Here is an 18490-nt window from a genome sequence, read left to right as displayed (position 1 = left end):
ATTAGGGTCGCAGCAAGGCGCGAAGCCAGCGGGCAGCTCTAATCGGAAGGCTACGGGTCACGCATTGATAGAAAAGCGCAACTGCCCGCTTGTGTAGCAGCGTCGACGATCCTGCATTCCGTGTGGCCAATTGGTCGATGGCTGTCTCGAAACCATCCAGGGAGTAGCGCAAGGCCATCTCACGCCCTTGCATGGATAATCGCTGGCGTTCAAACTCAGGCAGGCTTGCGAATTTGGCGATCTGGTCTTTCAGGCTCTGAGGAGGGCGCCCAGCCTGCTCTTCACCGACATTGCCGAACGGCAGTTCGTGCACAAAGCCATAGCTGCTGTCGTCACGACCGACTGTCGCCACCAGGGTAGGCGTACCGGCCATTGCCGCTTCGAGCGAAGCGGTGCCCATTCCGACGAAAAGCTGGGCCTTTCCGACCTGCTCCAGGAATGAAGGATAGGACAGGGTGGGGTGAAGCCGAACTCGGCTGGTCCTGCTCTTCGCAAGTGCCTGCTCCACAGCTTCCCGGTCGTCTCCATCACCAAAGATGTCCCAGCGAACTTCAATTCCGTCGCGGGCCAGCTGCTCTGCAATGTCGCCCGCATTGTGGTTGTAGCGTTTGAAATCAACGAGGCGACCCACCGACATGATGGTCAGTGGATCGGCCTTGGCTGCCGACCATGTTTGAGCACGTACCTCCACCGGAAGCGGGATCAGCGGCGAACTGGACAGGTTTGCGCGCCAGGCCTGCGCGTGCGATGCTCGGCACTCCTCATTCATGAAGTAGAGGCGCTCAAGACCGAGCGCGCGGGCAAGCTGGGCATTGACCCAGCGGCGATCGCTCCGTTCTGCATTCATGAAGAAAGCCTGGGGATGATAGACGCCCGAGAGATGCGCCATCTTACGGTCCTCGGGAACGTCGATTTCTGCCGCAAGGCCCAGTCCGAGAGAGATCGGATCGAAGGTCAGGAGGATCGGCTGTTCGTGCGTCGCGAGCCACTTGCGTGCAAGATCAACGGCATGGTCGTGGTCGGTCCAGCGAAGCAAGGTGACGCCGGCGTGGAGACCGCCCAGCAACTCGCCTCCTGGAACGCATAGGGCCACTTCGCGCCCGCCGGCGCTGAAATGATTGGCGATGCGGATGATGAGAGTCTCAACGCCCCCATGGCGCAGTTCGCCGTAGAGCATGAGGATCGGACGCTTCACGCGGGGAGCTTTCGAAGTTGGCCGCTCAGGCGGCGGTAGGCGACGGCCGCCCAGATGGCGGCAAGCAGGGTGCCGATGATGGCGCCCGCCCACTCGCTGCTCGCCGCGGCAGTGAAGGCAAGCAGGCTGGTCCCGCACAGCAGCGCGAAGATGCGGACGACCGCGCGGGACCAGCGAAGTGGAAGAGTGCGGCGTACGGCGACAAACACGAGCGGGAGGTAGACGGCATACATGATCGTCATCGCGATGCCGGGAGCGACAATGCCGAGGCTCGGAACCAGCCAGGCGCAGACGCCGATCAGGACAAGTGCGGCAATCACTTCGAGCGAGACGAACAGCCTGCCTCTTGCCGCCGCGAGAAGGGCAAAGCCCAGTGGCCATGATGCCAGTCGGAGCACGTCGGCGAGGATTTGCCAGCGGAGCGCTGCGGCGGCGGCGGCGAACTCCGACGAATAAAGCAGGTTCAACACGAGCGGCGCCAGCCCGAGCAGCGCAAGCACGAAGGGGCCGGCAAGAAGCAAGGTCACCTCGGTCTGCTCGTTGACGAGCCGGACGGCCTCATCGGGCTTTCCAATTGCCGCGCTCAGCCGCGGATAATAGTCGCTCGACATGGCCTGCAGGACAAAGGCGATGTAGGTCGAAGAAAGGACATAGGCGGCTTGGAACAGGCCGACGTCCGCCAGTCCAAGCTTCGCATTAAGGATGCCGCGTACAGCAAGCTGAGCACCCTGGAGGATCAGCGCGGAGGCGAGCGTCGCCACGCCCAGCCGGACCAGCAGCGCCGCCTGTTGCCGCCAGCGGCCGGGCAGGGCACGGTGGCGCTCGATCCGGAAGGTGAAGTACCAGCTGGCAAGCACGGTCGCGCCTGGCGCGACCAGCAGATAGGGAATGATCGCCTGCTCGCGCCAGACGAACAGCAGTGCGACCCCGGCGATGGTCGCCAGGATTGCGCCGAGCACGGTCGTCCGCGCCACGTCGGCGACCCGGCCGAGACCCGCGAGCAAGGCGGTCTGGCTGCCCGCAACGATGGTGAGGGCGACGCCGGGGGCCATCCAGCCGACCGTTCTTGCCAGAGACGGGTCGCCAAACAGCTGTTGGGCGATGGTCGCGCGCAGCAGCCAGACCAGCAGTCCGGCGGCGAGCGCGCAGGCGATGGTCACCCGCAGCAAGGCAGCACGGACCGCCGCCTCGCCATCGCGCCCGCCGTCGGCCCGACCGGCAGCGACCTGCCGCATCGCCGACTGCTGCGTGCCGAGGCCTCCGACCGAGCCAGCGAAGGAGACGAGGCTCTGCATCAGGCCGATCAGGCCAACGCCTGCTGCGCCGAGGATCAGCGCTGCCACCTTCATGCGGACGATGCCGAAACCGACGTTCACCACCGACGCACTGCCGATCAGCGCGGTGGCGGCGAGGATCCGGCGGTGGCTGGAACCCGCCTCGCTCATACCTTGCGGGCGGGATTGCCGACCCAGGTCTCGCCGGGCGGTACGTCGCGAGTGACCACCGTGCCCGCGCCGATCATCGCGCCCGCCCCGATCGTCAGTCCCGGGAGGATGACCGCTCCGGCCCCGATCGAGGCGCCGCGCTCAACCCGGGTCCGCAGATAATCCTCGGGGTGCTGGCGCGAGCGCGGCCGCAAGTCATTGGTGAAAGTGGCGTTGGGGCCGCAGAAGACGTCATCCTCGAGTGTGATCCCTTCCCAGACGTAGACGCCGCATTTCAGCGTGACGCGGTCACCAATGACGGCGCCTCCTTCGACCAATGTATGCGCGTTGAGGTTGCAGTCAGCCCCGATGCACGCGCCATCCAGAACCACAGCGAACTGCCAGACCGATGTTCCGGCGCCGATCTCGGCGTCCTGCTGCACGACCGCAAGCGGGTGGATGCGCGCGCAGGGATGGATCATGCCGCATACTCCTGTACGGCTTTGATCACGGCAAGCGTCTGCTCGTCCGAGAGATGCGGTCCGATCGGCAGGCTCAGCACTTCATCGGCGAGCTGCTCGGCAACGGGAAGGCTGCCCTTCGGCAAGCCGAGGTCGGCATAGGCGCCCTGAAGGTGCGGCGGGATTGGATAGTGGATGAGAGTCTGGACGCCCGCCGCGGCAAGTGACTGCTGAAGCGCGTCCCTTCTTGGCGAGCGGACCACGAACAAGTGCCAGGCAGGATCAGCCCAGTGGGGTACATGGGGCAGGGTCAGACCGCTGCCGGCGAGCTTGTCGAGATAGTGCGAGGCGGTGCGGCGGCGGCGCTCGTTCCAGGCCTCAAGCCGGTCGAGTTTCACCGAAAGCACCGCCGCCTGGACAGGATCGAGGCGGCTGTTCACGCCCCTGACCTCGTTCACGTAGCGTCGGTGCGATCCGTAATTGCCGAGCGTGCGGATGCGGTCGGCTAATTCGGGATCGTTGGTCGTTACCGCGCCCGCATCGCCGAGCGCGCCAAGGTTCTTGCTGGGATAGAAGCTCCACGCCACTGCATTGCCGTGTCCGCCAACCTGCCTGCCCTTGTAGCGTGCGCCATGCGCCTGAGCCGCATCTTCGAGTAGGCGCAGGCCGTGGCGGCCCGCGATATCGAGCAATGGATCGAGGTCGGCGGGCTGTCCGTAGAGGTGGGTCGGCAGGATCACCTTGGTGCGTTCAGTGACCGCCTCTTCGACGCGGGCGGGATCGAGGTTGTGGGTGGCGGGATCGGGCTCGACCAGCACTGGAGTGGCGCCGACCATGCTGACCGCAAGCATGGTCGCGACATAGCCGTTGCTGGCGAGGATCACTTCATCACCCGGGTCGACATTCATCGCCCGCAGCGCCAAGTGCAGCGCATCGAGGCCATTGCCGAGGCCGACGCAGTGATCAGCCTCGCAGAAGGCGGCGAACTTCTCTTCGAAGGCGGTGACCTCGGGGCCGCCGATGTACCAGCCGGATGCAAGCGATCGCGCCACGACAGCGTCGATCTCGGAGGCAAGCTCGCGATAGGCGGCGCCAAGATCGAGAAAGGGAATAGTCAAGCCTGCGCCTCCTCGGCGAGGCGCAGAAAGTCGTCGTAGCTGCGAATGTAATCCGCCTCGTCATAGACGTCCTCGGCCAGCACCATGAGCACGCAGTCAGGAGAGAAATTCTCCATCTCGTGCCAGATCATCGGTGGCAGGGTGAGGCCCTGATCCGGCCGCTCCAGCCGCACCCGCTCGCGCCGTTGGCCATCGTCGAGGATGACATCGCAGCTACCCGCCACGGCGACCGCAAGCTGGTTGAGCGCATGATGCGCGTGGAAACCGCGTGCGACGCCCTCGCGCGTACCGAAGATGGTGTAGACCCGGCGAATGTCGAACGGCACCTCGGCCCCGCCTTCCAGCGCGACCAGGCTCCCCCGCTCGTCTCCCCTGGTACTGAAATCGATGATCCGGCAGCCGGACGGGAGATTGGCCATTGCGTGTCGGACACCAGAGTGAAGGAATCGAGCGCCGCTTCTAGTCGCCGCCACCAAGGTAGCAAGGCATTTGCCGCCGTCTTTTCAGGCTTGGCGGGCGCGAAAGCTCTTCAGCCAATCGACGAAGACTGGAACGCCCTCGGAGAGCGCCGTCCTCGGCGAGTAGCCGGTATCCCGAGCGATGTCTGAGATGTCCGCGAAGGTGTCCACGAGGTCTCCCGGCTGCATTGCTGCCATCTCGACTATCGCCTGCCTGCCCGCAGCCGCCTCGATCAGGGAAACGAGCTGGCCCAGATCCTCCGAACGATGATTCCCGACATTGTAGAGCGCGTGCGGTCCCATGCTGCCGCCGGGCTTTTCCGAAGCGTCGTCGGAAGGTGGGCGATCGAGGGTAAGCAGCACACCTGCCACGATATCGTCGATGTAAGTGAAGTCACGCCGCATTCGCCCCTCGTTGAACAGGCGGATCGGCCGCCCCTCAAGCACCGCTTCCGTGAACAGCCACATGGCCATGTCCGGCCGTCCCCACGGGCCGTAAACCGTGAAGAAGCGGAGGCCGGTCTGCGGCAGCGCGAAGAGATGAGCGTAGCTCTCGCTCATCAGCTCGTCGGCACGCTTGGTCGCGGCATAGAGCGACAGCGGGCGGTCGGCGCGCTGATCGACCGACATGGGAAGGGTGGTGCCGCCGCCATAGACTGACGAAGAGGAGGCGTAGACAAGATGCCGCACCTGCCGCCGCCGACCCAGTTCGAGGATGTTGGCGTGACCGACAAGGTTGGAGCGGACATAGGCCGTCGGCGCTTCCAGGCTGTAGCGCACCCCCGCTTGCGCGCCGAGGTGCACGATCCGATCGATTTCCACGCCTTCAAGCGCTGCCGCCAGCGCCGACTCGTCGGAAAAATCCAGCCGATGAAAGGCGAAGTCGCCTCCTGCCCTTCGAAGCTCGTCCAGCCGAGCTTCCTTGAGGCGCGGGTCGTAGTAGGAATTGCAATCGTCGACCCCGAACACCGCCTCGCCCCGGGCGAGCAGGGCACGGGCGACGTGCATCCCGATGAAGCCGGCGCATCCGGTGACGAGGATTGCCATACGGCTGGCGTTCAGCCGCGCTGCTCGCCGCGGCCGACACCACGATAGGAGAGGCCGGCCCGTTCCGCATCTTCCGGATCGTAGACGTTGCGGAGATCGATCAGCTGCCTGCCCTTCATGCTGGCGGCGAGGCGCTTGAGGTCGAGGGCCCGGAACTCGTCCCATTCGGTGACCAGGACCAGCGCATCGGCCTCGGCGGCCACTGCATAGGCGTCAGCGGCGAAGGTGACGCCAGGCAGCATCGGCTCGGCCTGCTCCCGCCCGACCGGATCGAACGCCACTACGGAGGCGCCACCCTCCTGAAGCCGCTTGATGAGTGCGAGGCTCGGCGCATCCCGCATGTCGTCGGTGTTCGGCTTGAAGGTGAGGCCAAGAACGCCGATGCGCTTGCCGTCGAGCGCGCCACCTAGCTCGTCCCGGACACGGTCGGCCATCGCCGACTTGCGGGCATCGTTCACTTCTACGACCGACGAAACGATGCGCATCGGAACGCCGTTCAGCTCGGCGGTCTGGAGCAAGGCCAGCGTGTCCTTCGGGAAGCAGCTGCCGCCATAGCCAGGCCCGGCGTGGAGGAACTTCGGCCCAATGCGATTGTCGAGACCGATGCCCCGGCTTACTTCCTGGACGTCGGCGCCGACCGCCTCGCATAGGTCGGCCACTTCGTTGATGAAGCTGATCTTGGTCGCAAGAAAGGCGTTCGCCGCATATTTGATCAGCTCGGCCGTGCGGCGGCCGGTGAACAGGATCGGGGCCTTGTTGAGGAACAGGGGCCGGTAGACTTCGCGGAGTACCTCGCGGGCGCGCTCGTCCTCGGCGCCGACGACGATACGGTCGGGAATCTTGAAGTCGCGGATCGCCGCGCCTTCACGGAGGAATTCAGGGTTGGAGGCGACGGTGGTCCCCTCGGGCGCGCCATTCTCCTTGAGGATGCGGGAAATCTCGTCGCCGGTGCCGACCGGAACCGTCGACTTGGTGACGATGACGGCCGGACCGGTCAGCGCGCCGGCAATCTCCGCAGCGGCGGCATAGACGAAGCTGAGATCGGCATGGCCGTCGCCGCGGCGGGCCGGCGTCCCCACGGCGATGAAGACGGCGTCGGCGCCCGCGATCCCTTCGGCGAGGTTGGTGGTGAACTTGAGCCGGCCATTGGCGGCGTTGTGCTTGACCAGCGCCTCGAGCCCCGGCTCCCAAATCGGCATCCTGCCGGCGAGCAGCCCCTCGATCTTCTCCGGCACCTTGTCGACGCAGGTCACGTCATGGCCGAAATCGGCGAAGCAGGCTCCCGAAACCAGGCCCACGTAGCCGGTGCCGATCATGCAGATGCGCATCACTCAATCCATCGTCATTTCGTATGGCCGCGCCATTAAGCGGGCGGGGCGGCGATGGCTAGGGGGCCGAGACGAGGCTGGCAGGGGCGGAGGTGCAATGTTAGGGGCGCGCCATGTCTGAAACTGTCCTGGTTACCGGCGGGGCCGGCTTCATCGGCCGCTCGGTCTGCACTGAACTTCTCGCTCGCGGCCACAAGGTCCGCGTCCTCGACAGCCTGATCGAGCAGGTCCACGGCGAGGTGGACGGATCCAGGCTCTTGCCCGCCGACGTCGAGCTGCTGGTCTGGGACGTCCGCAACCGCGACATCGTCCGCAAGGCGCTGCAGGGTGCCGACAGCGTCATCAACCTCGCCGCAGAAGTCGGGGTCGGCCAGTCGATGTACGAGGTCGAGCGCTACACTAGCGGCAACGACCTCGGCACCGCGGTGCTGATGGAGCAGCTGATCGAGCGGCCGGTGCGCCGCGTCGTCACCGCTTCGTCGATGAGCATCTATGGCGAAGGCCTCTACCGCGACGCCGACGGCCAGTTCGTCCAGGACGCCGAGCGCAGCGCCCGCGCCGGCCAGGGCCAGAGCTGGGAGCCGCTCGACCGGCAGGGCCGCCCGCTGACCCCGGTGCCGACGCCCGAATGGAAGCGCCCGGACCTCGCCTCCATCTATGCGCTCGGCAAATACGTGCAGGAGCGCACCACCCTCATCATCGCCGGCGCCTACGGCATGGAAGGCGTCTGCCTGCGCCTGTTCAACGTCTACGGGCCCGGCCAGGCGCTCTCCAACCCCTACACCGGCGTGCTGGCGATCTTCTCGTCGCGGCTGCTCAACGACCAGCGGCCGGTCATCTTCGAGGATGGCGAGCAGCGCCGCGACTTCGTCCATGTGACGGACGTCGCCCGCGCCTTCGCCGACGCGCTGGAACTGCCACAGGCGGCCGGCGGCGTGTTCAACATCGGCTCGGGCCACGACCGCTCGGTGCGGGAAGTCGGCCAGGCGCTCGCCAAGGCGCTCGGCAAGGACGATCTCGAGCCCGAGATCGCCGGCAAGGGCCGCATCGGCGACATCCGCCACTGCTTCTGCGACGGCACGCTCGCCGCCGACCGCCTCGGCTTCCGCGCCGCCAAGGACTTCGGCGAAGGCCTCGCCGAACTCGCCGAATGGGTCGCCGGGCAGACGGCCGTCGACCGGGTGGAGCAGGCGCGCACCGAGCTCGAGCGCCGCGGGCTGGTCGGCTAGCGAGGCGCTTCCCTGCCGTCGTCCGGCGCGTTAGAGCCCGCGCCATGTGCGGTATCGCGGGTATCCTGGGGCCTTCGGGCAGTAACGAACGGCTGCTTGCAGCCATGGCCGATCCGATCCGGCACCGCGGTCCCGATGCGGGCGGCGTGTGGAGCGACCCGGAAGCCGGGATCGGTCTTGCCCACCGCCGCCTGGCGATCGTCGATCTCAGCCCGCATGGCGCCCAGCCCATGGCTTCGTCCGACGGCCGATTCCTGCTCAGCTACAATGGCGAGATCTACAATCATCGCGAGCTTCGCGCGGAACTTGACGCTTCCGGCAGGACTCCGCCCGGCGGCTGGCGCGGACACAGCGATACCGAAACCCTGGCCGAGGCGATTGCCTGCTGGGGCTTGCGCGGCGCGCTCGACCGCGCGGCGGGCATGTTCGCCCTCGCGCTTTGGGACAAGGCCGAGCGCAAGCTCAGCCTGGTGCGCGACCGCTTCGGGGAAAAGCCGCTCTATTACGGGTGGATCGGACGGGATCTTGTTTTCGCTTCGGAGCTGAAGTCGATCCGCGTCCATCCGGGCTTCACCGGCGAGATCGATCGTGAGGCGGTCGCCGGCCTGTGCGCCCGCGCCTATGTACCGGCCCCGCTTTCCATCTATCGCGGCGTCTTCAAGCTGCTGCCGGGATGTGTCCTCGAGGTGATGCCGGGGGCCGCTCCGCGCAGCCGCGCCCCCAAGGTCGGTGATGCAGGGCAGGGGCTCAGCCTTGGCCGATATTACGACTATTCGGCGGAAGTCGCGGCGGGACTTGCCTCGCCCATCACCGACGAGAGGGAGGCGCTTGAGGCGGTCGAGGCAGCCCTGCGCCAGGCGATCGCCGGCCAGGCCGTCGCGGACGTGCCGGTCGGCGCCTTCCTTTCCGGCGGTTTCGACAGCTCGACCGTGGTCGCCCTCTACCAGCAGGTGGCGAGCGGGCCTGTCCGAACCTATTCGATCGGTTTCACCGAGAAGGGCTTCGACGAGGCGCCGCATGCCAAGGCGGTCGCCGCGCATCTCGGGACCGAGCACAGCGAACTCTATGTAACGCCAGCGGAGGCGCGGGACGTGCTTCCGCTGCTCCCGGCGATGTACGACGAGCCGTTCGCCGACAGTTCGCAAATCCCGACCTTCCTCGTCAGCCGCTTCGCCCGCCGCGACGTCACCGTTGCGCTGACCGGGGATGGCGGCGACGAACTGTTCGGCGGCTACAACCGGCACGTTATCGGACCGGCCATGTGGCGCCGCCTCGCACCCGTGCCGGCGGCACTGCGCGCGCTTGGAAAACCGCTCGGTGAGCTTCCGCAGCGCTGGTTCGAGCCATTGGTCCGCAGCGGCCCGCGCGGTACGGGGGCAGCGCGCATCGCCAAGGGGCTGAGGGTCGCCACCAGCGCCCGCTCGCCCGACGACATCTACCGCGCCTTCATCGACGAGTGGGCATTCGAGCGCAGCCCCGTCCTTGGCGCAAGCTCGGTGCCCGATGTCGCCTTCGCGCTGGCAGGAGCGAGCGCGGCGGAGCGGATGATGGTCGGTGATGCCCTCGGCTATCTACCCGATGACATCCTTTGCAAGGTCGATCGCGCCTCCATGGCGGTCAGCCTCGAAACTCGCGTACCCTTCCTCGACCATCGTCTCGCCGCCGTCGCTACGCGTGTGCCGATCGGGATGAAGATCGCCGAGGGAAGGGGCAAGCTCATCCTCCGCAAGCTGCTCGACCGCCACGTCCCGCGCGAATTGACTGACCGGCCCAAGGCCGGATTCGGGATTCCTGTCGGCGAGTGGCTGCGCGGGCCGCTGAAGGGATGGGCGGACGACCTCCTGTCCGAGGAACGACTGCGGAAGGGCGGCCTGTTCGACGTCGCCGCGGTCCGCCGCCGCTACCTTTCTCATCAGTCCGGCCACCGCGATAGTACCGTCGCCCTCTGGTCAATCCTGATGTTCGAAAGCTGGCGTGAGGCGCAGGACGGCATTGGGCTCGCCCGCGCCGCCTAGACGGCGACCAGCTTTCCGCCTTCAAGCCGCACCACCTGGTCGCAGCCTTCGAGCATTGTTTCGCGATGGGCAATCAGCAGGATCGTCGTTCCGCGCTGTTGAAGCGCGTCGAGGGCGCGCAGGACAACCCGCTCGCTGTCGGGATCGAGTGCGCTGGTCGCCTCGTCGAGCACCAGCAGGGGTGCCGGAGCATAAAGAGCGCGCGCTAGGGCGAGCCGCTGGCGCTGGCCGCCGGAGAGCAGCTGTCCGCCGCTGCCGACGCGGCTGTCGAGGCCATCGGGAAGGCTCGCCACGAACTCGCCCAGTCCAGCGAGGCGGACGGCTTCACGGATTCGCTCCATGTCGGGCGCCCCCGCGAACAGGGCGATGTTGCGGGCGATGCTGGCGTCTGCGACGAACGGAGCTTGGGGCACATGGGCGACGTTGCGCTGCCAGGAGGCCATCAGCTCGGGTCCGAGCATCACCCCATCGATCAGAACCCGACCTTCCCTAGGAGGCAGCAAGCCCATGACGAGGTCGGCAAGCGTGCTTTTGCCGCTTCCGTTGGGGCCGGTCAGCGCGACCCGTGCACCGCGTCGGATGACGAGATCGATGCCGCTGAGTGCAGGTTGATCTCTCCCGCCATAGCCGAAGCCGAGTCGCTCCAGCCGAATCTCGCGGTTGAAGGGCAGGGGCTCCGGTGGTGGTTCCTCGACCAGCTCCGGACCGTCCAGAAGCATGGCAATTCGTGCATTCACGGACCTGCTTGCGGCAAGGCCGGTGGATGCCTGGCTGATTGTCTGGAGCAACGGCAACAGTCGCTGGGCGCCAAGGCCAAGTGCGGCGAGGGTCGGAAGGGCGGCAATGAGCCCGCCCTCGCGAGAGGCGATCGCCCAGGCGACCAGCGCGAGCGCAATCAGCCCGAAAGTCTCCACAAGGATGCGCGGCGTGCCGCTGGCAACCACGGCGCTGGTTCGGGCATCTGCCAGCCGCCGGTCGATCCGCCGGAAGCGCTCGGCCGCCTCGCCGCGCGCTCCTGCCAGGATCAGTTCGCGCAGGGCGCCGACATTCTCCTGGATCACGGCGACACGTTCTTCGTAGCCGCGGCCGAGCATCTCGCCCGACCGTCGTGCCGCCGGGCGGACGATCAGGGTCGCGGCGACGAACAGAGTGCCGAGCAGCAGTGCGGCGGCGATGGCGGCTGTTTTTTCCACCCACAGGAGGCCCGCCAGGATGCCGGCGGCGAGAACCAGTGCCGCTCCGGCCTGGAGGAGGGGAAGTAGCCCACCGAACAACCACTGCTCGACGAGGTCGGCTGCAGCGAGAGGCCCGCTTTCCCGCGCCGCCACATGGGTCTGCCAGTCGCGGGCGAGCACCTTCCGCTGCACGGCGACGAGCAGTCGGTGCCCGGTGCCGAAGGCAAGGCGCTGGGTGGCGGCGAGCAGGCCGAAGCGGATCGCTCCCGCCGCCAGCACCGCGCCTGCGAACAGGAGCAATGCGCCGCCTGCGATCTCGCTGTCGGCGAGCCATCCCCGCAGCAGGTGCAGCAGCGCCGCAATGGTCGCGAATTCGGCGATGCCGCCGGCGATGGTCAGGAGTGTGAGAAGGACGACGCCGCGGCGCCCGCCGGGGCCCAGCGCTTCGGCCAGCAACGGCCAACTCCGGATCATCGCCTACCCGCGAGCAGCCGTGGTCGGGTGCGGGCGATCAGCAGGAGGAGGGTGGGAAGGAGCATGGTCCCGATAAGGTCCCGCAGCCCTTCGCCCAATTGCATGCCGAGCGATGGCCAGCGCTCTACCCACAGGTCGTGCGCCTCATTGGCGAGTTCGAACAGCAGGACCAGCCCCCACGGGCGCAGGTCGGCCAGGGAGCGGCGAAGCAGGGTCGCGAAGACCAGTTGCAGGATCACGCCTGCCATGACGTGGAGCGTGTCCATTGGCCAGCCGGTGGCATGCTCGACCAGCAGCTTGACCTCGTACCAGTCGCTCATGGGTTGGTGAAGCGCTCCGCGAGGCTTCGCAGCGACTGCTCGTGGGTAAGGTCAAGGTGGAGCGGCGTGACCGAAACGAAGCCATCGGCGATCGCTTCGAGGTCGGTGGTATGGCCGGGGGTCTCGACCGTCGGTCCGAGCCCGAACCAATAATAAGGGTAGCCGCGCGGATCGGTGCGCTGGACGATGCGGGTCCGACCGTAGTCGCGGATGCCCTGGCGAACGACTCGCACGCCGCGCACTTCCTCCGGTGCGAGGGCGGGGAAGTTGACGTTGACGAGCGTGCCAGGCTCATGGTTGCTGGCGAGCAATTGCTCGAGCACGCGCGGCGCCCAGTGGGCGGCTGCGGCGAAAGGTACGGTGTCGCCCATGCCCTCGCGCGCATAGACTTGGCTGAGCGCGATCGACCGGACGCCGGCCAACGCACCTTCCATCGCCGCCGAGACGGTGCCGCTGTAGGTCACGTCCTCGGCAAGATTGGCGCCGCGATTGATGCCGGAGATGATCACGTCGGGCCGTTGATCCGGCATCAGGTGAAAGAGCGCCATCAGCACGGCATCGGTGGGCGTCCCGGCGACCGCGAAACGCTTCTCGCCGAGTCGGCGGAGGCGGACCGGACGGGTCAGGGTCAGGGAGTGCCCGGTGCCCGACTGCTCCTCCGCGGGTGCCACCACCCACAGATCGTCGGTGAAGGCACTGGCTACCTCAGTCAGGAGGGCAAGGCCGGAGGCGTTCACCCCGTCGTCGTTGGTGAGGAGGATGCGCATGACGGGCGCTATGGGGCAGGGCTCCGGCACTCTGCAACCATCGTTGCGCCATTTTGGCAACATGGCCTGCGAAAGCCGCTTCTCGGCGCTTGTTCAGGTCCTCGCATGTGAGTATTGGCGCCGCAGGGGAAACGGCTAATCCTAGGGCTAAGTCCCGGAAAAGCCTTGTGATCGCCTCTGGCGTACCGGCGCGTGCCGGATGGCTGAAGGCGGGTGTGCTTTGGGTTGGTACCGGCGCGCCACCGTTAAGGTCCGTCGGCCTCCGACCCGCTGTGGGAGGGGATGATGGCGACCGCACTTAGCGACGTTTACGAGACACCGGAACCGTTCGACCGGATCACGCTCCCCGATGGCTACCGCCCGTCCGAGCATGAAGATTTCATGAGCCCGATGCAGCGGGCCTATTTCCTCGCCAAGCTTAGGGCCTGGAAGGAAGCGATTATCGAGGAAAGCCGGGCAACCATGGCCCAGCTCCAGGTCGACACGCTTCGTGAGCCGGACCTTGCCGACCGCGCCTCGAGCGAGACGGACTGGGGGATCGAACTGCGCACCCGCGATCGCCAGCGCAAACTCATTGCCAAGATCGACGCCGCCATCCGCCGCCTCTACGCCGGGGAATATGGCTACTGCGAAGTGACTGGCGAACCGATCGGCCTGGGTCGCCTCGAAGCGCGTCCGATTGCCACCATGACCCTCGAGGCGCAGGAGCGTCACGAGCGAATCGAGAAAGTCAGCCGGGACGACTGAACGGCTCCGCCGTCCCGGCGAAGGCCGGGACTTCGGGCAACCTCAGGAACGGCTGAGCTCCCGGCCTGCGCCGGGACGACTCTATCTCAGTGCACGGTAAGGCCGAGCATCTCGTCCTTGAGTCGGAGCTTTTCTTTCTTGAGCTTGTGGAGAAGGATGTCGTCGGGGTTTGGTCGCTGCTCTTCGATGTCAATCTGCGCCTGGAGTGCGGCGTGCTTGGATGCGAGTGCCTCGACGTATGCCTTTTCCATCGTGCGTCATTCCCTCATGTTGGTGTGACAGCCAGATGAAGAAACCACGAAAGCGTCATTTTGTCGCGCCCAATTTGTGCCATTTGGCGCATCAAGGCCGCGTCTTGCCGTGACCGGTGCCGCAATGGCGTTAGGTCCCCACGACAGTTTAGAAGCATCTCCGCATCATGAACGACGACCAGCCTACAGCCCGACTCGAAGCGCTTCGTGCCGAGCACCGGCAGCTTGACGCGCAAATCGCCGAACTGTCCGAAACCGGCGCCGCCGACATGCTGACGCTCGCGCGACTGAAAAAGCGCAAACTGAGACTGAAAGACGAGCTTCAGTCGCTGCTGGATGCCTCCGTTCCGGACATCATCGCGTGATCACCATTACAGGCCATGAGGTCCGTCCCGCGACGGGACGCGGTGGAGCGCCAATCCTTGCTGTGGCGTTTTCGCCAGCGCAGAGCTGGACTATGTTGGACCGATAATGAGCGATGTCACCCCTCTCGGCACTGCGGGCAGCCGGATCACGCCCCGCCTGGTCGAAAGCCTCTACACCGAGGCCATGCTCCTTGCGGACGAGGCGCGCACCTATTTTGATGCGGAAGGGCGCAAGGACCGGGGTGGCCTCGATCCGTTCGTGCGGGTCGGCTTCGCTTGCGAGTCTCTTAAGGTCACGACCCGCTTGATGCACATCATCGCCTGGCTGCTGACCCAGCGCGCGGTCGAAACGGGCGAGCTGAGCCCCACTTCAGGTCGCCGTCCCGAACGCCGGCTCGGTCATGCCGGGTCGAGCGATCCGGCAGTGGTCGAGCAGTTGCCGGCCGATGCCCAGGCGCTGATCGCGTCAAGCGTTGATCTCTATGAGCGGGTGAGGCGCCTCGACGAAGAGCAGACGATCGACCAGCCCGCCTCCAGCCCGGCCCGCGCGCTGATGGGAAGGCTCGAGCGCGACCTTATCTGGAACGCGCCGCGCTGAGCGGCTAGGCAAAGGGCGTGAAACCGCTTTCTTTGCTCAACCCCGGCCCCCGCCTGCTGATCGGCAGCGGCCGGACTCCCGAACTCGCCGCGCTGCTCCCGCAAGGACCGGTGCTGCTCGTGACCGACAGGGATGTGCGCGGCTTCGGCTTGCTGGATCCTCTGCTGGCCGAACTGGAAAAGAGGCGTGCAGTCACCCTGTTCGATTCGGTCGAGGCTGATCCCAGCCGCGCCACCTTGCTCGCCGCGGTAGAAGCCGGGCGGGCGGCGGGTGTTGGCGCGGTCGTCGGCTTGGGCGGTGGCAGCCCGATGGATGTTGCCAAGCTCGCCGCCTATCTTCTTGGTTCGGGCGGCGATCTCGACAGCATCTGGGGTGTGGGTCTGGCGCAAGGTCGGCGACTTCCGCTCGCCCTCGTTCCCACGACCGCCGGCACGGGCTCGGAAGCGACTCCAGTAGCTGTCATTACGGTTGAGGGTGCCGAAAAGAGGGGTGTGAACAGCCCGGCCCTGATCCCCGACTGGGCGCTGCTCGACGCGTCGCTCACACTCGGCAAGCCACGTGCGCTCACCGCCGCGACTGGCGTCGACGCCATGGTCCACGCGATCGAGGCCTACACGTCCGCCAAGGCCAAGAACCCAATCTCCGACATGCAGGCCAGGGAAGCGTTGCGCCTATTGTCGGCGAACCTTGTCACCGCCTGTGAGCAGCCAAATGATCTCGCCGCACGCGAGGCGATGCTTGTTGGGGCCCACCTTGCCGGGTTGGCTTTCGCCAATGCACCGGTCGCCGGCGTCCACGCGCTCGCCTATCCGCTCGGCGGCATCCATCATCTAGCCCATGGGCTGAGCAATGCGCTGATGCTTCGCCCCGTGCTGGCCTTCAACGCCGAGGCCGCGCGCGAGCCTTATGCCGAGCTGGCCGCGATCCTCGATCCGTCCGCTGCCGCCCTCGGCAGCCAGGCGGCCGCAGCCCGGCTGATCGAAGCCTGTGAAGAGTTGGTCCTGGCGAGCGGCCTCAAGCCGCGCCTTCGCGACCATGGGATAGAGCGCGACGAAGCGCCGTTGTTGGCGCGCGAAGCGATGAAACAGCAGCGGCTGCTGGTGAATAATCCCGTGCCGATCAGCGAGGAGGATGCCCGCCGCCTTTACGAGGCAGCCTGGTGAGCCGGGCAGCGCCGCCCGTCCGGGGCGATTTCGTCCGGTGGCGCAGGATTGCGACGCGCTGGGCCGACAATGACGCCTACGGGCACGTGAACAACACCGTCTACTATCAGTGGTTCGACAGCGCGGTGAATGCCATGCTGATCGAAGAAGGATTGCTGGACATCGCTTCGGGCGATCCGATCGCCTTGGTCGTCGGCACCAGTTGCAACTATTTCGCGCCGCTGAGCTTCCCCGGGGATGTCGACGTCGGCCTTGCCGTTGTCGAGCTCGGACGGTCGAGCGTGCGTTATCAATTGGGTGTCTTCAGGGCCGACAACGACTTGGCCGCGGCCGCGGGCGAGTTCGTCCATGTCGCCGTGAACCGGTCCGAGCGGCGGCCAGTGCCTTGGCCGCCACAATGGCGAAGGCTGTTTCAGAATAGTGCCACAACGGAACTTGAGGAGGCTTCTCCCAAACTCTAGGGCGTGCCCGATGTGGGTAAGTATCTCTTCGGTCTCGCGTATTCGAGACGGTGTCGTATCGCGCTTCCCAGCGGTCTTGAAGATTTCGCTTCTTGCCTGGCTCGGCCTTGCAGCGGTCACCGCGGCATCGCTGCTGCTGAGCGCCAAGCGGCCCCCTCTTCCGCCCATCGAGGAGGAATATGATCGTCAGCTGGGGTCGATGAACAGCGTCGACAAGTTGATGCGCGCGATCGACCAAGAGGCCCAGGGCACGACTCCTCTCGGCAAGCTCAATCATGCGGACTCGCTGCTGAGGCGACGCTTCGTGCATGGCTATAGCTATTTCCGCTTCGATCAGGATTGGATCGCCTACGCGCTCGGCTACGCCTGGGATCATCTCGCTTCGCCGGTGCGGCCGGACGACATCATGCAGTTCCGTCGCGCGGCTTGCAGCCAGCAGGCTATCGTCTTCCTCGAGGTGGCACGCCGGCTTGGCTTCGAGCGGGCAGCGGTGGCGGCGCCGGGGCATTTCCTTGCGGGTGTGAAGATTGATGGCCGCTGGTGGGTGTATGACGCCAATCGCGAAATTGCGGTGCGTCGCTACCCGTACGAGATGCTGCGGTCCGGCGATCCGGGCATTGCCGCATTCTACAAGCCGGATGTCACGAAACAGTTGCTCGACGGCGCCAAGGCCGGTCAGATCGAACTGCGGTCGTTCAACAGCAATCCAGCGCCGCAGGCCAGCCTGCTGCACCGGATCACGTGGCTGTTGAGCCACTTCGGCTGGCTTGCCGCCTTGCTGCTCTGGTCGTGGCTGCGATCGGGCAAGCAAGCAACGACCGCCGCCGCCGCCGAGCGGTTTCGCGAGCCGGCGGTCGCCTAGAGGGAGGCGAACCTAGCCGCAGATCCTCGAACGCGCGGCCCGATATTCTTCGGTCCAGCGAGCGACAAGGGTGGCGGCGGGCTGCACCCGGTCGACGGCCCCGATCCCCTGGCCCGAGCCCCAGATGTCCTTCCACGCCTTGGCGCCGGCGGCCCCGCCGAAGCTCATCGCCTCGGGGCTGCTTTCGGGAAGGTTGTCCGGATTGAGCCCCGCCTGCTCGATCGACGTGCGAAGGTAATTGCCGTGTACGCCGGTGAACAGGCTGGAATAGACGATGTCCTTGGCCGAGCCTTCGACGATACCCTGCTTGTAATCGTCGCTCGCCCGCGCCTCGTCGGTGGCGATGAAGGGCGAGCCGATGTAGGCGACGTCGGCGCCCATCGCCTGCGCCGCGAGGATCGCCCCGCCGTTGGCGATCGAGCCCGACAAAGCGAGCGGACCGTCGAACCATGCGCGGATCTCCTGGATGAGGGCGAACGGCGACCATCGCCCGGCATGCCCGCCCGCTCCGGCGGCAACGGCGATCAGGCCGTCCGCACCCTTTTCGATCGCCTTGCGGGCGAAGCGGTCGTCGATGACGTCGTGGAGGGTGATCCCGCCCCAGCCATGGACCGCCTGGTTCAGCTCCTCGCGCGCCCCCAGCGAGGTGATGACGATCGGCACCTTCCACTTGGCGCAGGTCGCCATGTCCTCTTCAAAGCGGGTGTTGGACCGATGCACGATCTGGTTGACCGCGAACGGCGCCGCGGGCGCGTCCGGATTGGCTCGGTCATGGTCGGACAGAGCCTCGGTGATCTCGTGCAGCCACTCGTCGAGCTGACTTTGCGGGCGCGCGTTGAGCGCCGGAAAACTGCCGACCACGCCGGCCTTGCACTGGGCGATCACGAGCGCCGGGTTGGACACGATGAACAAGGGCGCGCCAATCACCGGCAGGCGAAGCGGAGCGAAGACGGGCGGCAGCGACATTCGGGTCCCCCAGCTAGGTGTGCCTTTCCGCTAGCAGCGCCGCGCACGTCCGCAAAGGGTTGGCTT

The 18490-nt window shown here is 66.4% G+C and carries 20 protein-coding genes; 8 read left to right on the top strand and 12 right to left on the bottom strand.

Features of this window, described 5'->3' with window-relative positions:
* Position 1 precedes the first annotated feature (1 nt).
* The 7 genes from JOY29_RS03610 to JOY29_RS03575 form a co-directional block, all read right to left on the bottom strand.
* Positions 2-1195, bottom strand: coding sequence for a glycosyltransferase (locus JOY29_RS03610; protein ID WP_300974834.1), 1194 nt, complete (start codon positions 1193-1195; stop codon positions 2-4).
* Entirely contained in the window at positions 1192-2640 is a 1449-nt protein-coding gene (locus tag JOY29_RS03605; RefSeq protein WP_300974833.1) for an O-antigen translocase, read from the bottom strand. The genes JOY29_RS03610 and JOY29_RS03605 overlap by 4 nt, the downstream gene beginning before the upstream one ends.
* Positions 2637-3101 carry an acyltransferase gene (locus JOY29_RS14005; protein ID WP_367280029.1) on the bottom strand — a complete coding sequence of 155 codons (465 nt, stop codon included), beginning with the start codon at positions 3099-3101 and terminating at the stop codon, positions 2637-2639. The genes JOY29_RS03605 and JOY29_RS14005 overlap by 4 nt, the downstream gene beginning before the upstream one ends.
* Positions 3098-4198, bottom strand: a complete 1101-nt coding sequence (locus JOY29_RS03590; RefSeq protein WP_300974832.1) for a DegT/DnrJ/EryC1/StrS aminotransferase family protein — start codon at positions 4196-4198, stop codon at positions 3098-3100. Before JOY29_RS03590 ends, JOY29_RS14005 begins: the two co-directional genes overlap by 4 nt.
* The gene (locus JOY29_RS03585) at positions 4195-4617 is read right to left on the bottom strand and encodes an FdtA/QdtA family cupin domain-containing protein (protein ID WP_300974831.1); all 423 of its coding nucleotides are present in this window, start codon (positions 4615-4617) and stop codon (positions 4195-4197) included. Before JOY29_RS03585 ends, JOY29_RS03590 begins: the two co-directional genes overlap by 4 nt.
* Before the next feature lie 84 nt (positions 4618-4701).
* Entirely contained in the window at positions 4702-5703 is a 1002-nt protein-coding gene (locus tag JOY29_RS03580; RefSeq protein ID WP_300974830.1) for an NAD-dependent epimerase/dehydratase family protein, read from the bottom strand.
* A gap of 11 nt (positions 5704-5714) precedes the next feature.
* Complete coding sequence (locus tag JOY29_RS03575; protein WP_300974829.1) at positions 5715-7031, bottom strand: UDP-glucose/GDP-mannose dehydrogenase family protein; 1317 nt, start codon at positions 7029-7031, stop codon at positions 5715-5717.
* A 113-nt stretch (positions 7032-7144) separates the two neighbouring features.
* Between JOY29_RS03575 and JOY29_RS03570 the strand changes: the two genes are divergently transcribed.
* Together JOY29_RS03570 and asnB are read left to right on the top strand one after the other, a co-directional pair.
* Positions 7145-8260, top strand: a complete 1116-nt coding sequence (locus JOY29_RS03570; protein ID WP_300974828.1) for an NAD(P)-dependent oxidoreductase — start codon at positions 7145-7147, stop codon at positions 8258-8260.
* 44 nt (positions 8261-8304) lie between these two features.
* On the top strand, positions 8305-10275 hold the full coding sequence (gene asnB, locus JOY29_RS03565) for an asparagine synthase (glutamine-hydrolyzing) (RefSeq protein ID WP_300974827.1): 1971 nt from the start codon (positions 8305-8307) through the stop codon (positions 10273-10275).
* Here the strand turns inward: asnB and JOY29_RS03560 are convergent.
* Genes JOY29_RS03560 through surE form a run of 3 tightly spaced genes read right to left on the bottom strand, consistent with a single transcriptional unit; the run spans position 10272 to position 13011 of the window.
* Positions 10272-11924 carry an ABC transporter ATP-binding protein gene (locus JOY29_RS03560; protein ID WP_300974826.1) on the bottom strand — a complete coding sequence of 551 codons (1653 nt, stop codon included), beginning with the start codon at positions 11922-11924 and terminating at the stop codon, positions 10272-10274. The genes asnB and JOY29_RS03560 overlap by 4 nt on opposite strands.
* The gene (locus JOY29_RS03555; protein ID WP_300974825.1) at positions 11921-12244 is read right to left on the bottom strand and encodes a hypothetical protein; all 324 of its coding nucleotides are present in this window, start codon (positions 12242-12244) and stop codon (positions 11921-11923) included. Before JOY29_RS03555 ends, JOY29_RS03560 begins: the two co-directional genes overlap by 4 nt.
* Positions 12241-13011: a 5'/3'-nucleotidase SurE gene (gene surE / locus JOY29_RS03550; RefSeq protein WP_300974824.1), complete on the bottom strand. Its 771-nt coding sequence runs from the start codon at positions 13009-13011 to the stop codon at positions 12241-12243. Before surE ends, JOY29_RS03555 begins: the two co-directional genes overlap by 4 nt.
* 285 nt (positions 13012-13296) lie before the next feature.
* On the opposite strand from surE, the gene dksA reads away from it, so the two are divergent.
* On the top strand, positions 13297-13758 hold the full coding sequence (gene dksA / locus JOY29_RS03545) for an RNA polymerase-binding protein DksA (protein WP_300974823.1): 462 nt from the start codon (positions 13297-13299) through the stop codon (positions 13756-13758).
* A gap of 86 nt (positions 13759-13844) precedes the next feature.
* On the opposite strand, the gene JOY29_RS03540 is transcribed toward dksA, so the two are convergent.
* Positions 13845-14009, bottom strand: a complete 165-nt coding sequence (locus JOY29_RS03540; protein ID WP_300974822.1) for a DUF465 domain-containing protein — start codon at positions 14007-14009, stop codon at positions 13845-13847.
* Positions 14010-14176: 167 nt separating this feature from the next.
* Between JOY29_RS03540 and JOY29_RS03535 the strand changes: the two genes are divergently transcribed.
* The 5 genes from JOY29_RS03535 (at position 14177) to JOY29_RS03515 (ending at position 17458) form a co-directional block, all read left to right on the top strand.
* Entirely contained in the window at positions 14177-14374 is a 198-nt protein-coding gene (locus JOY29_RS03535; protein WP_300974821.1) for a DUF465 domain-containing protein, read from the top strand.
* Between the two features lie 106 nt (positions 14375-14480).
* The gene (locus JOY29_RS03530) at positions 14481-14972 is read left to right on the top strand and encodes a DUF1465 family protein (protein WP_300974820.1); all 492 of its coding nucleotides are present in this window, start codon (positions 14481-14483) and stop codon (positions 14970-14972) included.
* A gap of 17 nt (positions 14973-14989) precedes the next feature.
* Positions 14990-16135, top strand: coding sequence for an iron-containing alcohol dehydrogenase (locus JOY29_RS03525; RefSeq protein WP_300974819.1), 1146 nt, complete (start codon positions 14990-14992; stop codon positions 16133-16135).
* Complete coding sequence (locus JOY29_RS03520) at positions 16132-16596, top strand: thioesterase family protein (protein ID WP_300974818.1); 465 nt, start codon at positions 16132-16134, stop codon at positions 16594-16596. The genes JOY29_RS03525 and JOY29_RS03520 overlap by 4 nt, the downstream gene beginning before the upstream one ends.
* A gap of 10 nt (positions 16597-16606) precedes the next feature.
* Entirely contained in the window at positions 16607-17458 is an 852-nt protein-coding gene (locus JOY29_RS03515) for a transglutaminase family protein (RefSeq protein ID WP_300974817.1), read from the top strand.
* 12 nt (positions 17459-17470) lie between these two features.
* On the opposite strand, the gene JOY29_RS03510 is transcribed toward JOY29_RS03515, so the two are convergent.
* Complete coding sequence (locus JOY29_RS03510; RefSeq protein WP_300974816.1) at positions 17471-18424, bottom strand: nitronate monooxygenase family protein; 954 nt, start codon at positions 18422-18424, stop codon at positions 17471-17473.
* Positions 18425-18490: the final 66 nt, after the last annotated feature.

The organism is Sphingomonas sp. LHG3406-1 (assembly GCF_029637485.1).
In the GTDB taxonomy this organism is placed as follows: Bacteria; Pseudomonadota; Alphaproteobacteria; order Sphingomonadales; family Sphingomonadaceae; genus Sphingomicrobium.
The sequence above is the reverse complement of the archived record's forward strand: the minus strand, read 5'-3'. Positions and strand labels throughout refer to the sequence as shown.

Excerpts from the sequence above, each read along its gene's own strand:
- JOY29_RS03605 (WP_300974833.1), bottom strand. The coding sequence starts at position 2,640 with ATGAGCGAGGCGGGTTCCAGCCACCGCCGGATCCTCGCCGCCACCGCG.
- JOY29_RS14005 (WP_367280029.1), bottom strand. The coding sequence starts at position 3,101 with ATGATCCATCCCTGCGCGCGCATCCACCCGCTTGCGGTCGTGCAGCAG.
- JOY29_RS03585 (WP_300974831.1), bottom strand. The coding sequence starts at position 4,617 with ATGGCCAATCTCCCGTCCGGCTGCCGGATCATCGATTTCAGTACCAGG.
- JOY29_RS03580 (WP_300974830.1), bottom strand. The coding sequence starts at position 5,703 with ATGGCAATCCTCGTCACCGGATGCGCCGGCTTCATCGGGATGCACGTC.
- JOY29_RS03575 (WP_300974829.1), bottom strand. The coding sequence starts at position 7,031 with ATGCGCATCTGCATGATCGGCACCGGCTACGTGGGCCTGGTTTCGGGA.
- JOY29_RS03570 (WP_300974828.1), top strand. The coding sequence starts at position 7,145 with ATGTCTGAAACTGTCCTGGTTACCGGCGGGGCCGGCTTCATCGGCCGC.
- asnB (WP_300974827.1), top strand. The coding sequence starts at position 8,305 with ATGTGCGGTATCGCGGGTATCCTGGGGCCTTCGGGCAGTAACGAACGG.
- JOY29_RS03560 (WP_300974826.1), bottom strand. The coding sequence starts at position 11,924 with ATGATCCGGAGTTGGCCGTTGCTGGCCGAAGCGCTGGGCCCCGGCGGG.
- JOY29_RS03555 (WP_300974825.1), bottom strand. The coding sequence starts at position 12,244 with ATGAGCGACTGGTACGAGGTCAAGCTGCTGGTCGAGCATGCCACCGGC.
- surE (WP_300974824.1), bottom strand. The coding sequence starts at position 13,011 with ATGCGCATCCTCCTCACCAACGACGACGGGGTGAACGCCTCCGGCCTT.
- dksA (WP_300974823.1), top strand. The coding sequence starts at position 13,297 with ATGGCGACCGCACTTAGCGACGTTTACGAGACACCGGAACCGTTCGAC.
- JOY29_RS03540 (WP_300974822.1), bottom strand. The coding sequence starts at position 14,009 with ATGGAAAAGGCATACGTCGAGGCACTCGCATCCAAGCACGCCGCACTC.
- JOY29_RS03535 (WP_300974821.1), top strand. The coding sequence starts at position 14,177 with ATGAACGACGACCAGCCTACAGCCCGACTCGAAGCGCTTCGTGCCGAG.
- JOY29_RS03530 (WP_300974820.1), top strand. The coding sequence starts at position 14,481 with ATGAGCGATGTCACCCCTCTCGGCACTGCGGGCAGCCGGATCACGCCC.
- JOY29_RS03515 (WP_300974817.1), top strand. The coding sequence starts at position 16,607 with ATGTGGGTAAGTATCTCTTCGGTCTCGCGTATTCGAGACGGTGTCGTA.
- JOY29_RS03510 (WP_300974816.1), bottom strand. The coding sequence starts at position 18,424 with ATGTCGCTGCCGCCCGTCTTCGCTCCGCTTCGCCTGCCGGTGATTGGC.